Origin of the sequence: Virgibacillus halodenitrificans JCM 12304 (assembly GCF_001310895.1) — a bacterium.
Taxonomy (GTDB): domain Bacteria; phylum Bacillota; class Bacilli; order Bacillales; family Amphibacillaceae; genus Virgibacillus_Q; species Virgibacillus_Q halodenitrificans.
Genome location: NZ_BAZS01000041.1, coordinates 16711 through 30319 on the forward strand (window position 1 = coordinate 16711; position 13609 = coordinate 30319).

Here is a 13609-nt window from a genome sequence, read left to right on the forward strand (position 1 = left end):
TATTAAGAAACCCACACGAACAGTTGAAATACCAGTCGTGTGGGTTTTCTTATACTTATATTGATGATCTTGTTTAATTACATTATCTCGTTCTTCACAAGCACTGCCTTTATTTTAGTATAATCATATTCTTCGGGCAAGGCTTCTTTTATCGGCTTTAATTTTGGTTCATCCATTTCATTCCAAACCTTCAACACAGCAGCTTCTTCCTTATCGTTAAAGAAGATCCCCCAAGCAATGGGATATCCTTCGTGAAATGCTTTAAATAAGTGTCCTTCTACTGTTTGCTTGGACATATCCCGAATTACGGCAATATCCTTTATGGATTTTCCGGATTGGAACGACTGGTAGCTAATCATATGACTTGGTCTGTCATCCGTGATTTTTTTCTCTCTTGGTTTTGGTGTGTCCCCAATCCTTATTTTTTCTTTCACATCAGGGTTGTCTTTCCGCCATACTTGGATAACCGATAGAAAAGCCTCTCCGAATTGTTCATACTTTTTCTCTCCTACTCCTTTAATAGCAAGCATATCCTCTTTCGTTACAGGGAAATAACGGCTTAATTCTTTTAAAGTAGCGTCAGAGAAGAGTACATATGGAGGGACATTTTTTTCGTCAGCAATCCTCTTACGCAGCTCCCGCAATTTTTGAAAAAGATCTTCTTGATAATCCGCCTCTTCTCCAATAGGGAGAGGAGTTGTGTACATCCAAACCTGTCTTTTTCCTTTTAATACTTCTACAGAGTTTTGATTCAGCTTTAATGTAGGAAACCTACTTTCCTCCGTAGAAATTAATTGTTCTGCTATAAGAAAATGAATCCATTCTGTAAGTTCTTTTTCTGTGTAGGCAGATAAAATACCATACGTCGATATTTTATCTAAACGAAAGTCTTTTATTTTTTTGTCCTTTGATCCTTTTAGTACTTTTGCAGTCATACCTACACCAAATCTCTCTCCCATACGTTTGATGCAGGAGAGAATCATTTGTGCTTCTTCTGTTATTTCGCTCTTTTCTTGGCGTTCAACACAGTTACTGCAACGTCCGCAAGCTTTCTTCTCTACCGAATCATTAAAATAATCGAGAATAAAGGTTGTTAAGCATCCATGTGTATGGCAATAATTTATCATTGCCTGTAGCTTGCGGTATTCACCTTGTTTTGCTCCCTCTTCCATTAATGATTGTTCAATAAGAAATTTTTGTAATTGGGTATCCTGTGGAGAGAAGAGAAGAATACAGTCACTATGTTCGCCATCCCGGCCTGCTCTGCCGGCTTCCTGATAGTAGGATTCTATATTCATCGGCATGGCATAGTGAATTACATAACGCACATTAGATTTGTCAATCCCCATACCAAATGCATTCGTTGCAACCATAATACTCTTTTCATCATGGATAAAAGCAGATTGAGCCTCTTTTCGTTCCTGTTCTGATAAACCCGCATGGTATTTTGCGACATTTACTCCTCGTCTGGTAAGTTGGTCAAATAAACTGTCCGCTTGCTTACGAGTAGCTGTATAAATAATACCGGACTCTTCTTTATGCTCATCAATAAATGAACGTACATAGGTTGCTTTGTCTTTTCCTTTGACTACATGAAAAGAGAGATTCTCTCTTTCAAAACCCGTATTTATAACATGGTTAATATGCAATAATTGTTGTATATCAGAAATAACTTCCTCTGTTGCTGTAGCAGTTAAGGCAACAAAAACCGGGATATTATTCAGCTTTTGCAGGTTAGGAACAATAGACCGATAGCTTGGTCTGAAGTCATGGCCCCATTGGGAGATACAGTGGGCTTCGTCAAAAGCTACAAGTGATAATTTAATTCGTTTTACTACATTAATAAAGTACCCGGAGTCAAAACGCTCTGGGGCCACATACACAAATTTATATCTGCCTGCAGAAATATCTTGTAATCTTGTTTGCTGTTCTGCTGACGAAAGTGAACTATTTATGTAAGTAGCTGAAATACCTAGGGATTGTAAAGCATCTACTTGATCCTTCATTAGGGAAATTAATGGAGAAATAATAATTGCAGTTCCGTTTAAAGATAGCCCGGGGATTTGATAACAAAGTGATTTACCTCCGCCTGTGGGCATAACGGCAAGTGTGTTATTCATTTGTAATATATGATTAATTGTTTCCATTTGGCCAGGGCGAAACGTTTCATAGCCAAAATATGTTTGCAGTATTTTTTCTTCTTTCGTAGACATTATTGCACCCCTTTATCATTACTTATCCTATCATATTTTCATCGTTTATGAGCATTAAGTTATCGTGAAATAAACTGTAAATGTGGCTATTTACCATGTGAGTGTTGGTTTATGGATAATTCACTAATGTGGAGTATTTGAATAATTGTTTTACATATCAGATGTTTTTATAGCGCAGGCGCTTATTGGGTGAGGAGATTCCCTTTGGAGAGTGAGTACATCAGCACGGAGCATTTATCTTTTTTATTTTTAATGTAAAAATATAGAAAGCTGAATGTATGCTCAGCTTTCTATGAAGGGTTTAGATGGATTCTTTGTTAGCAAATAGCCAATGATACCACCAATTATCGCAGGAAGCAGCCATCCTAGTCCAATTTGAAAGAAAGGTAGTTTTTCCATTATTGGGGTAATTGCAGACATATCGAATCCAAATTCCGCCATTCCGTCGTAAAGACTGACAATAGCAGTAAATAGGATACTAATTCGATAGACACCTTGGTTGCCATGAAATAACTTGTGTAAAAATGTAAGTAAAATTAATACGATCGCAATTGGATAAAGGAATACCAATACAGGAACAGAGATGCTGATGATCGTGTTCAGTCCCTGATTAGCAATTAGAAAACTTCCTATAGTTATTATAAGTACAAGCCATTGATAAGAAATAGGTGTTATTTTTGCGAAAAACTGACCACACGCTACAATAAGCCCTACGGAAGTAGTGAAACAAGCAAGGGTTACAATAACACCAAGCAGTAGAGCTCCAAGTGTACCAAACATAGAGTTAGCAGCTGCAGAAAGAATTTCCCCGCCATTCGTGTAGGTGCCACTGTTCGCCATTTTTGTGCCAATCCATCCGATGGAAGAATACACGGCGATCAGCCCAATACCGGTAATTGCACCAGCTTTTAAAGTAGCTTGTACCAGATCGCTTCTGTTTTCTACCCCACGTTCCTTAAAGGCATTTACCACAATAATCCCAAATGCTAATGCAGCAATGGCGTCCATTGTAAGGTAACCCTCCACAAAACCAGTAAATAGAGGAGATTCTTGATATTTGTTAATTGGAGAAGCTTGTGGTGAATCTAACAGAAAAAAGCCACCAACAATTAACCCGACAATAGAGATAAGTAGTATTGGCGTAAGATATTGACCAATACGATCAACCATTTTAGAAGGGTTTAAACAGACAATGTATACGAATAAAAAGAAAATACTCGTAAATAGTAATAATGCAATAGATGAGGTATCACTTGTTAAAAATGGTTCCACACTCATTTCAAAACCCACTGTTGCAGCACGTGGTATTCCGAAAAATGGACCGATAGCTAAATAAATAACAGAAGTAAATATGATCCCAAATGTAGGATGCACCCGGTTAGCTAATTCTCTGGCATCGTTTTTAACAAATGCAATTGCTGTAACTGCCAGAATAGGGAGTCCGACGCCTGTAATAACAAATCCTATGATGGCTCCAGGGTAGGAAGTGCCTGCTTCCATTCCCAGTACAGGTGGATATATTAAATTCCCTGCTCCGAAAAATAGTGCGAATAACATAAACCCAATAATAAAAACATCTTTATTCATAGTAATGTACGCCTCCTGCGTGTAATAGCAAATACATTCAATTAGCATCATTTTCTATATTATCAGAAAACAAAAAAGTTAAATTGTTCAGAAATAATAAACCGAAACGAACTTATATTAACAGTAAGTGATATAAACTGTCAATCTTCTCTGGAATTAATATCTAACATCTTTGTGACAACTTATAAAAGGAAAAAATAGGTATAATGTTGATTTGAGCGAAATAAAGTAGCTTTATCATTTATAAAATGAAAAGATGTGGAGTAATTTGTTTACAATTTCTTCTTCCACATATAGAATGACTTTATATTTAGTTTCATAGGGGGTATGATATGGTACCATCTCTTTTGTTTGAAGTTATGCTCATCGGTCTTTTGGGGATAGGCTCCCAATGGATAGCATGGCGTTATCGGATGCCTGCAATTGTTGTCATGTCCATCACCGGCCTTCTGGCAGGGCCAATTCTTGGTATCCTTAACCCGGAAGAAGATTTTGGTGATTTATATAATCCAATCATATCGGTTGCAGTGGCGATTATCTTATTTGAAGGAAGCTTGAATTTAAGTTTTAAAGAGATTCGTGGTCTTGGTAAGCCAGTTTTTCGTATCTCTACTGTAGGTGCTTTTATTGCCTGGATCCTAGGATCTCTAACAGCTCATTATATTGCTGGTCTTTCTTGGGCAGTTGCTTCATAATAGGTGCCTTGTTTATTGTTACAGGGCCAACAGTAATTATGCCGTTATTGAGACAGTCCAAATTAAGAGCAAGGCCTGCCAAGATACTTAAATGGGAAGGAATTATTGTAGATCCTATTGGTGCACTGCTTGCAGTTTTCGCTTTTGAGATTATTTCCTTTATGACAGCAACAGACCCAAGTGGAACGAAATTGATTCTCTTCTTTACAGCATCCCTATTTGCCGTGATTTTTGGCTGGGCATGTGGTAGAGGAATTGGCTGGATGTTTGAAACAGGACATATTCCGGAATTTCTAAAATCTCCTGCTGTAGTGATTGTCGTTATTCTATGTTTTACAGGTGCGGATGAAATCATGCATGAAACAGGGCTTTTATCTGTGACTGCAATGGGAATTACATTGGCCAATATGGGGATTAGTTCCATATCAGATATGCGACACTTTAAGGAGAACATCTCCATACTTCTTATTTCTACCATTTTTATTATGTTGACTGCATCTCTACAAGTAGAAACACTACTACAGATTTTTAGTCCACGTATTATAGGATATGTTTTATTAATGATGTTCATTGTTCGACCACTATCTATTTTCCTGTCGACTATAGGAACTGGGATGTCCTTTAATGAAAAGGTATTAGTTGGTTGGATAGCACCACGTGGAATTGTTGCTTTGACAGTTTCGGGATACTTTGCTTCCATTCTTCAGTCTGCGGGCTACGAAGATGCTGAAATTCTAACTACACTCACCTTTGGGCTTGTATTCTTTACGGTAATAGCTCATGGTTTTTCTATTGGGTGGTTATCTAAGAAACTTCATCTCTCCATGGAAGGAAGACCAGGCACGTTAATAATTGGTGCGAATCGTTTTACAGTGGAGCTTGCTAAGACACTTACAAAGGTGAAGATTCCAGTGATTATTGTAGATTCTTCTTGGGAGCGGCTAAGGGCTGTAAGGGAATCTGGAATTAACTTCTATCATGGGAATATTCTTTCTGAACAGACAGAATATAATCTGGATACTATTCCATATGAATATATGATTGCTATGACAGATGACCATGCCTACAATGCATTAGTATGTACGACGTTTATGCCTGAATACGGTAGAACGAATGTATTTAAAATCAGTCCATATACACATTCTGAAGTCAACAATTCAACGGAAATCGTCTCTAAAGTTGGAGGTAGAATTTTGTTTGATAAAAAGTTCACTATGGACGACTTAAATGATAAACTTTCAGGTGGTTATGTGTTTAGACAGACGACATTAACTTCACAGTACAACTATAAGCAATATGTAGCTGATAAAGATAATTCCACTGTATTTCTGTACTTAATTAAGCCATCAGGACAGTTGAAATTCTATTCAGAAGAAATGCGCACAGTTCCATCTGTCGGAGATACAATTATAAGCCTTACACCTCCAAATAAGGAAAAGGCAAAAATAGAAGCAAAACTGGAAAATCAGCGTAATAGCATAAATGGAAATAATAAAAAGTGAAGCCATCACAGGCTTCACTTTTTAATTAGGTTTATTATGTTACTCGTACGCTTCAAGCTTTTTGTTGATTTCTGAGATTTCACCCTCCAGGCGAATTAACTGTGCTTCTGCGGAAGAAACTCTCCCACGGACGTATTCTAATTTATCCATATCGCTTTGGATTCTTACATAATCTGATTTCAATTCATCTAATTTAGCTTCCAATTCTTTTTTTGTCATTCGTTGATCACCTCTGCTTTTAGTTTAGCTGAAATTCCCTTTACAAAACAAGAATATCGGTTACCATTATATAAATACAGTTTATAAATACAGGGGGGATTAAGTGGAAATTAGGTTCATAACATCCGTAAGAGAGTATGCGAAAAAAGTGGAATCCTTATTACTACATAAAGAAGCTTGTAACAACTTAATGCTTGGGTTAATTGATCGGATCTTGAAAAATAGGTCAGATTGCCACCTTGGATTAGTAGAGATTGATAAAGGAGCAATTTATGCTTTTATGCAAACACCTCCCCATAACTGGATTTTAGCAGATGTGGAAAACGTAGATAAAAGTGTAGTACAAGAGATAGTGAGATTTCTTAACAGGACAAATATGGACATCCCAGGAGTGTTGGGCCCGGATCTGTATGCATCTTATTTTGTTAAAGAATGGGAGGCCATTACAGGCAAAAAGGCCAAGATCCACATGAATGAATTAATTTATCAGCTGGACGAGGTCAAAATCACTCCTATTTCTGGAGGTATGTTAGTACCTGCCACTGAAAAGCAATATAATTTACTTGTAAAGTGGCTTATTTGCTTTGGACAGGAAGTGAATGAGGACATTACAAAGTCTTATGCGGAGACACTTGCAAGAAGCTTTATAAAAAATCAATCTGCTTATCTTTGGAAGAAAAACGGTAGATTTGTATCGATGGCTAACAGATCTCGTACAACTAAGCATGGGGCTACGATTAATGCTGTTTACACACCAGATGCTTATAAAAGAAATGGGTATGCTACAGATCTTGTGGCGTCCTTAAGTACTCAATTCCTTGAAGAGGGTTATCAGTTTTGCAGTTTGTATACAGATAAATCAAATAGTACTTCAAATCATATATATCAAATGATTGGGTACTATGAAGTGGGTTCATCTACTGTTTACTCCATGGAATAATAGGAGAGAAAAAGGCTGGGACACAACTAAGTTGTCCCAGCCTTTTTCTTAGATTAATGCATCATTTTTATCTTTTTTTGTATCCTGGTAGGTGTGGTAAAAATGCACAATGATTGTTTTAGCTACTGCATAAAATGGAACTGCGAAGAGAATTCCAAGAAATCCTGCAATACTGCCAGCAGCAAGAATTACGGTGATTACAGTTAATGGGTGAAGATCAAGTGCCCGCCCCATAACATTTGGAGAGATTAAGTTACTCTCAATTTGCTGGGCGGCTACCATGACAATTGCTACCCAAAGTATCATGATCGGATCCTGAATAGCGCCAACAATTAACGCAGGTACTACAGCAATAAACGGCCCAAGGAATGGGATAACATTCATTAGCATACCAAACAACGCAAGTGTTAATGAATATTTCAGTCCAATAATTAAATACCCAATGAACAGCAACACACCAACAGCAAAGCTGACAATAAGCTGTCCTTGAATAAACGCTGTTAACGTATCATCAATTTTTCCAAGCAAGCTCTTAATATTGGATGCCTTTTTTGGTGAAAAAATTCTCGTTACAAATGGTACCAATTTATCCCCATCCTTCAGCATGAAAAAGAGGAAGAAAGGTACTAAAATAAGTCCTGTTAAAATTCCAATAAGCTGACCAATAAAACCAAATACGGAATTCAAAATGTTTTCTACATAGGCTTGAATATTATCCGTGAAGTCTTGTACTGCCTCTAACACTTGGTCTGGAAGAGCAGTATAGTTATTCTGCCAATATGTAATAAAATCTTCTATCATTCCCACCATACCGGGTATGTTGTCAATTAAATTATTAAACTGTGTCTGCGCAATTGGAGCAATGTAATTAATAAACAAATAGACAAGCAGAATAATAACCAGGAAAACAAGTACAATGGAAAAAATCCGATTAATTTTAAGCCGTTCAAACAGGTGCATAAGTGGTTTCGACAAATAGTATAGAATGCCAGCTCCCACTATAGGAAATGCAACCGCACCAAGATATTGAAAAACGGGTGTAAAAATAAATTCCGTTTTAGAAATGAGCCATATTAATAGAAAAACTAATACAAAGAATACTAGTATTTGAAACCAGCGTTTGTTTGCCACATTTACCCCAACTTTCGTAACCATAGTTAATTATTATTATTTTAACGTTTTATCTTCATTATAGGAAGTATTCTTATTATATCCTTCAATAAAAAAACCTAAACTACCCCATTATATAGAATATTGTATGAAAATATGCTAGAATTTGACCATATATACATAGTTGTGGAGGTACTAGAATGGCTAGTTGGCAAAAGGTGTATGAAAAATGGCTCGGATACCAAGATCTTGATCCGGACCTCAGGGGAAATTTGGAAAAATTAAAAGATGATCATGAAGCATTAGAAGATGCGTTTTATAAGGAATTAACTTTTGGTACAGGTGGAATGAGAGGCGTACTTGGGCCTGGTATAAACCGAATGAATATTTATACCATTCGTAAAGCTGTTAACGGGTTGGCTAATTATATTCTTGAAAACACAGTGAACGTTAAAGACCGTGGTGTGGTAGTAGCGTATGATTCACGTTATATGTCTCAGGAATTTGCAGTGGAAGCAGCAAAAGTATTGGGTTCTTATGGGATTAAAGCATATGTATTTGAATCATTAAGGCCTACTCCACTACTTTCCTATGCTGTACGTTACTTAGGAACTGTAGCCGGGATAATGATAACGGCAAGTCATAACCCACCTGAATACAACGGTTTTAAGGTATACAATGAAGACGGGGGGCAAATCACACCAGACCAGGCTGCTGATATTGTTTCTTATATTCAGAATACGGAAGATGAGCTACTTGTTCCTGTAATGGAAAGAAGCGAATTGGAACAAAAAGAACTGCTAAATTGGGTAGGCCAGGAAGTGGACCACGGTTACTTAGAGAGACTTCAGTCCATTACCAAATTGGATGAAGAAGCGCGAAAGAAGGAGAAAGATCTCCGTATTGTGTTTACACCGCTACATGGCACAGCACATGATCTTGTGATGAGCGGCTTGGAACAATTGAACTTCACCAATGTGGAGGTTGTGAAAGAACAGGCAAAACCTGACCCGGAATTCTCAACTGTAGCTTCTCCAAATCCGGAGGAACACCAAGCGTTCACTATGGCAATTGAACAAGGGGAAAAAACAGATGCGGCAATACTACTTGGTACTGATCCCGATGCTGATCGACTAGGTGTGGCAGTTAAAAATAAATCAGGCGATTATCAGGTTTTGACCGGAAATCAACTCGGAGCTCTCATGCTTGATTATATTTTATCCCACAGTGATCCGATGGTGTTAAAAAGTGCACGTATGATTAAAACAGTTGTCACTTCAGAGCTTGGCCGCGCGATTGCAGATGCGTACAATGTTAAAACAATAAATACATTGACAGGATTTAAATATATTGGTGAAAAGATCCATCAATTTGATGCCACGGGTGAAACCTTTGTATTTGGCTATGAAGAGAGCTATGGCTATTTGATCAGCACCTTTGTGCGAGATAAAGATGCTGTACAGGCAGCGGTAATGGCTAGTGAAATGGCATATTATTGGAATGGAAAAGGTAAAACATTGTTGGAAGCCTTAGAGGTATTGTATGAAGAACACGGCTACTATATGGAAGGGATGTCTTCTCTCACATTAAAAGGGAAAGAAGGTACGGAGCAAATTGCAGCAATTATGGAAGCTGTTCGAAATAACCCAATAACGAAAATTGCTGACCTTAAAGTAGAAGTGGCAGAGGATTACTTACAAAGTGAAAGGAAATTTCTAACAAGCAAAGCAGAAGCTGAAACAATTCAACTGCCAAAGGAGAATATGATAAAACTGATATTGGAAGGCGAATGTTGGGTATGCCTCCGTCCATCTGGTACAGAACCTAAAATTAAATATTATTACGGTGTTTGTGGAGAATCAAAACAAGATAGTGAAAGAAAACTAACCTTGATTAAGCATGCCATGGACGAAATGATTGAGCAAATTAGAACAAAAAGATGAATATAGATATTCAAATAAGGGTATCCTACTTAAAAAATATGTAGATCGGTAAGGTCCTTAGTTGACATTTTTTCATTTATAGTTTTTAATTAAGGAATGTAATATTCCTAAAGGGGAGTAGCTGTACAATTAAAGTCGTCATTACGAGAATTTATTCTCCGGCTTTATTGGCAACGGACGTTGTTTGCGAGACCTTTACCGTTAACAGGTAAGGGTCTCTTTTTGGTTCTTACCTGTTGGTAGGAACTTTTTTATATTGAGGAGAGGTTAAGTAATGGGTGCAGATTTATTGTTGGAATACCTATGGGTGCTCGTTGTCTTAGTTGGTTTAGAAGGGCTTCTAGCTGCAGATAATGCATTAGTTTTGGCTATTATGGTAAAGCATCTTCCTGAAAAGCAGCGGAAGAAAGCACTTTTTTATGGACTGGCAGGAGCGTTTGTATTGCGGTTTGGTTCCTTGTTTATCATTTCATTTCTCGTAGATGTATGGGAGGTACAAGCACTAGGTGCCGCTTATCTATTATTTATTTCTATAAAGAATTTGTATGGAAAGTTAAAGTCAGGGAAGAAAGAAGAAGAGGAAGCAGAGGAAAAGGCAAAGGTTGCGAGAGGCAATGGCTTCTGGATGACTGTTTTAAAGGTCGAGTTTGCTGATTTAGCCTTTGCCGTTGATTCAATTCTAGCGGCAGTAGCTTTGGCAGTTGCTCTGCCACCAACAGATCTTGGCCATGTAGGAAGCTTGATACAGCACAATTTGCTGTAGTTTTTGCTGGCGGTATGATTGGTCTGATTATCATGCGTTTTGCCGCAAACATCTTTGTTGATTTGCTTCATAAGCGACCAGGACTTGAGATAGCAGCTTTTGTGATTGTAGGTTGGGTTGGAATTAAGTTAGCTGTTATTGTAATGGCACATCCGGATGTAGCTTGGATTCCGGAACACTTCCCACATTCTACAATATGGAAATTAACTTTCTATATTGTGTTAGTAGCTATTGCGGTTATCGGATGGTTTGCTTCTGGGGTAAAAGAGAACAAAGACGAACAATTAAGCTAATAGAAAAGCATCTACCTGTCAGGTAGGTGTTTTTTTATATAGAACTGCATATGTGTAGATTCCCTTTTCACTGATTTAATTAGTTCTACTTTAGAAGAAACTATCTTTTAAAAGAGACGTTCTAAAATGGCGGAAAGCTTGCTTCGTGTTTCCGTTTGCTATGCAATGGGTAATGGGATAGTAAGGAGGAGATAGAATGCCTGTACAAATAAAGCGTATTTATAATGAAGAGGATCAAAACGATGGCTTTCGCGTACTTGTGGACCGTGTATGGCCTCGCGGTATGTCTAAAGAATCAGCCAATCTGGACGAATGGATGAAAAATATCGGTCCATCCAACGAACTCCGCAAATGGTTTAACCATGACCCCGAAAAGTTTTCTGAGTTTAAGAAGAAATATAAAGAAGAACTTCAAAATGGAGACCAAAATGAAGAACTAGAAGAACTAAAAGATTTAACTAAAAAGCATAACAAGCATATTACTTTATTGTTTTCAGCGAAAGATGAAAACAATAATCAGGCAGCTGTTTTAAAAGAAATTCTCGATAGACAGTAATCTCTATCAACGCTACTGCACTCTCGCTATGCTGGGTAGATACCCCAGCATAGTTTAATGCGCGAACGGCTTCGTCTCACTTATTCTTTTTTTATAACAAGTTTATAGTTATCTGGAAGAAACACTTTCTGTTGAGACTCTTTTAAAAACAACTCAGCTTCTTCATAGGAATGAAAAGTAATTACCTTTCCGTCGAAGGCCATATCTGCATTTACTTCATTTGTTCCAATAGCCACTACTTTATACATGATTTCTAAATCCCTCCTTCCCCTGAAAATAAAACAAAAAAATAGCCGAAAAGAGAATTTCCTCTTCTCGGCTTATGCCCAGGCGCTATTGTCCTGACATTCCCACCAACTATTTAGTTGTTTTTAAAATAAATACAACGTATCCAGCATCCTCAGCAAAATCCCAGTCTACAAATACATCCTGGATTTCCTGTTTTAAGACACTCTCTATATAATCTATATTTATTAAGGATTTCTCCAATTTTCTTTTTGATAATCTTAGCTGTTCAGAAAAACCTGATTTAATAAGCTCTTTCTCAATTAATACTAAAATTTGTTCTCGCTTTGAAATGATCGTACGATCGTTTAGTTTGTAAGAAACTAAGTGTTTTGGGGTTTTTTGCGCTTTTTCTGTAAAGCGTCTAACCTCCTCGTGAAGCTTCTCTTTTGCTGGATAATCAAGGTCTTCCTCTTCAACTTCACTTTCACTTGATTCTAACTCAGCAAAAATAATTCCGGATTTCCTTTCCAATTCCCAATCATAAAGAATTGACTTTACATTTGTTTGTAATTCTGAAGTAAGAATCCATTTTATTTCGGGAATAAGTTCCTTCATCAACAGATCTCTGGTCTCTTGTATCTTTAAATTATTTTTTTGGTTTAACAAAATACGTTCCATTGGGGCTAAAAAGTTTTGCAGATACATTGTTACAAAACCTTTGCTGATGGAAACATAGATAGACCCAGGACCCTTTCCGAAGTTGTCTCGCAATAATTTACCAACAGAGCTTGCAATTATAGAAGCTTGACTTTTAGTATTCAATTACTATCATCCTTTATTGGAGGAACGCACATTATTTTACATTCCCTGTTTTTAGTCTAACATTACCACCAATGAATGAAAACCAAACATGGCTAAATAATAGTGTTTGTAATAAAACAATAATTAATCTTTATTTTTACCTCGCTTTTTACTCTAATTTTCCTTCTGTTTCTGCTATTCTGAGACAGAGGTGATAAAATGGCAGAACATCATTTTCATTTAAAGGCTACTTGGCCTGGTGGACGGAATAGTGATGGTTTTATTGAGTCTACAAACTTAAAAACAAAAATATCGATCCCTCCTGAAATGGATGGACCGGGGATTGGTACAAATCCAGATGAAATGTTACTTGGAGCAGCTGCAACTTGCTATGTAATAACGCTTGCTGCAATGATAGAACGCGCTGAGCTCCCTTTAGAAAATATGGGATTAAATTCAGAAGGTATTGTAGATGTGACAAAAGGAGTATTTACGTATAAGAAGATCATTCATCGGCCTGAGGTTACGCTTAAGGAAAATGCGACTGAGGAACAAATTAATCAACTTAAAAAGCTAGTGGAAAAGGCAGAAAAAAGTTGCATGATCTCCAGAGCGATTCAAGGAAACGTAGAAATCGAATTGGAAGCAGATATTAGAGTAGGATAAGAGGAGCCCTCTCTTTTCGTTAATTAACGGAAGAGGGGCTTTTTAATTGGTTCTGATATATATGTTAAGGTTATTCAGTGATTCGGAATATAG

Annotated in this window: 10 protein-coding genes and 2 pseudogenes; 6 read left to right on the forward strand and 6 right to left on the reverse strand. The window is 37.2% G+C overall.

Features of this window, described 5'->3' with window-relative positions; genetic code table 11:
• Positions 1 to 77 precede the first annotated feature (77 nt).
• Positions 78 to 2213 (reverse strand): DNA helicase RecQ, encoded by a 2136-nt coding sequence (gene recQ, locus JCM12304_RS16715; protein ID WP_060681706.1) that lies wholly within the window; start codon positions 2211 to 2213, stop codon positions 78 to 80.
• Positions 2214 to 2495: 282 nt separating this feature from the next.
• Positions 2496 to 3800, reverse strand: a complete 1305-nt coding sequence (gene brnQ, locus JCM12304_RS16720; RefSeq protein WP_019376706.1) for a branched-chain amino acid transport system II carrier protein — start codon at positions 3798 to 3800, stop codon at positions 2496 to 2498.
• A 332-nt stretch (positions 3801 to 4132) separates the two neighbouring features.
• Here brnQ and JCM12304_RS16725 point away from each other — a divergent pair.
• A pseudogene (locus JCM12304_RS16725) lies at positions 4133 to 5997 on the forward strand (cation:proton antiporter).
• Positions 5998 to 6036: 39 nt separating this feature from the next.
• On the opposite strand, the gene JCM12304_RS16730 reads toward JCM12304_RS16725, so the two are convergent.
• Positions 6037 to 6216, reverse strand: coding sequence for an SE1832 family protein (locus JCM12304_RS16730; RefSeq protein ID WP_040956607.1), 180 nt, complete (start codon positions 6214 to 6216; stop codon positions 6037 to 6039).
• Positions 6217 to 6319: 103 nt separating this feature from the next.
• Between JCM12304_RS16730 and JCM12304_RS16735 the strand changes: the two genes are divergently transcribed.
• Positions 6320 to 7156 carry a GNAT family N-acetyltransferase gene (locus JCM12304_RS16735; RefSeq protein WP_060681707.1) on the forward strand — a complete coding sequence of 279 codons (837 nt, stop codon included), beginning with the start codon at positions 6320 to 6322 and terminating at the stop codon, positions 7154 to 7156.
• 48 nt (positions 7157 to 7204) lie between these two features.
• On the opposite strand, the gene JCM12304_RS16740 is transcribed toward JCM12304_RS16735, so the two are convergent.
• Positions 7205 to 8287, reverse strand: coding sequence for an AI-2E family transporter (locus tag JCM12304_RS16740; protein ID WP_082388067.1), 1083 nt, complete (start codon positions 8285 to 8287; stop codon positions 7205 to 7207).
• Between the two features lie 179 nt (positions 8288 to 8466).
• Between JCM12304_RS16740 and JCM12304_RS16745 the strand changes: the two genes are divergently transcribed.
• From JCM12304_RS16745 to JCM12304_RS16755, 3 genes and pseudogenes are all read left to right on the forward strand, one after another.
• The gene (locus JCM12304_RS16745; protein WP_060681709.1) at positions 8467 to 10209 is read left to right on the forward strand and encodes a phospho-sugar mutase; all 1743 of its coding nucleotides are present in this window, start codon (positions 8467 to 8469) and stop codon (positions 10207 to 10209) included.
• A 274-nt stretch (positions 10210 to 10483) separates the two neighbouring features.
• Positions 10484 to 11265: pseudogene (locus JCM12304_RS16750) on the forward strand (TerC family protein).
• Between the two features lie 196 nt (positions 11266 to 11461).
• Positions 11462 to 11821, forward strand: coding sequence for a DUF488 domain-containing protein (locus JCM12304_RS16755; RefSeq protein WP_060681710.1), 360 nt, complete (start codon positions 11462 to 11464; stop codon positions 11819 to 11821).
• Between the two features lie 80 nt (positions 11822 to 11901).
• Here the strand turns inward: JCM12304_RS16755 and JCM12304_RS19425 are convergent, their stop codons facing one another.
• Positions 11902 to 12069, reverse strand: a complete 168-nt coding sequence (locus tag JCM12304_RS19425) for a hypothetical protein (protein WP_019376698.1) — start codon at positions 12067 to 12069, stop codon at positions 11902 to 11904.
• 109 nt (positions 12070 to 12178) lie between these two features.
• Positions 12179 to 12871, reverse strand: coding sequence for a Na-translocating system protein MpsC family protein (locus JCM12304_RS16760; RefSeq protein ID WP_060681711.1), 693 nt, complete (start codon positions 12869 to 12871; stop codon positions 12179 to 12181).
• Positions 12872 to 13069: 198 nt separating this feature from the next.
• Here JCM12304_RS16760 and JCM12304_RS16765 point away from each other — a divergent pair, with 198 nt between their 5' ends.
• Positions 13070 to 13516, forward strand: coding sequence for an OsmC family protein (locus JCM12304_RS16765; protein ID WP_060681712.1), 447 nt, complete (start codon positions 13070 to 13072; stop codon positions 13514 to 13516).
• Positions 13517 to 13609 lie beyond the last annotated feature (93 nt).

What these genes read in the sequence shown, in the direction of transcription:
- recQ (WP_060681706.1), bottom strand. Translation starts at nt 2,213, where the DNA reads ATGTCTACGAAAGAAGAAAAAATACTGCAAACATATTTTGGCTATGAA.
- brnQ (WP_019376706.1), bottom strand. Translation starts at nt 3,800, where the DNA reads ATGAATAAAGATGTTTTTATTATTGGGTTTATGTTATTCGCACTATTT.
- JCM12304_RS16730 (WP_040956607.1), bottom strand. Translation starts at nt 6,216, where the DNA reads ATGACAAAAAAAGAATTGGAAGCTAAATTAGATGAATTGAAATCAGAT.
- JCM12304_RS16745 (WP_060681709.1), top strand. Translation starts at nt 8,467, where the DNA reads ATGGCTAGTTGGCAAAAGGTGTATGAAAAATGGCTCGGATACCAAGAT.
- JCM12304_RS16755 (WP_060681710.1), top strand. Translation starts at nt 11,462, where the DNA reads ATGCCTGTACAAATAAAGCGTATTTATAATGAAGAGGATCAAAACGAT.
- JCM12304_RS19425 (WP_019376698.1), bottom strand. Translation starts at nt 12,069, where the DNA reads ATGTATAAAGTAGTGGCTATTGGAACAAATGAAGTAAATGCAGATATG.
- JCM12304_RS16765 (WP_060681712.1), top strand. Translation starts at nt 13,070, where the DNA reads ATGGCAGAACATCATTTTCATTTAAAGGCTACTTGGCCTGGTGGACGG.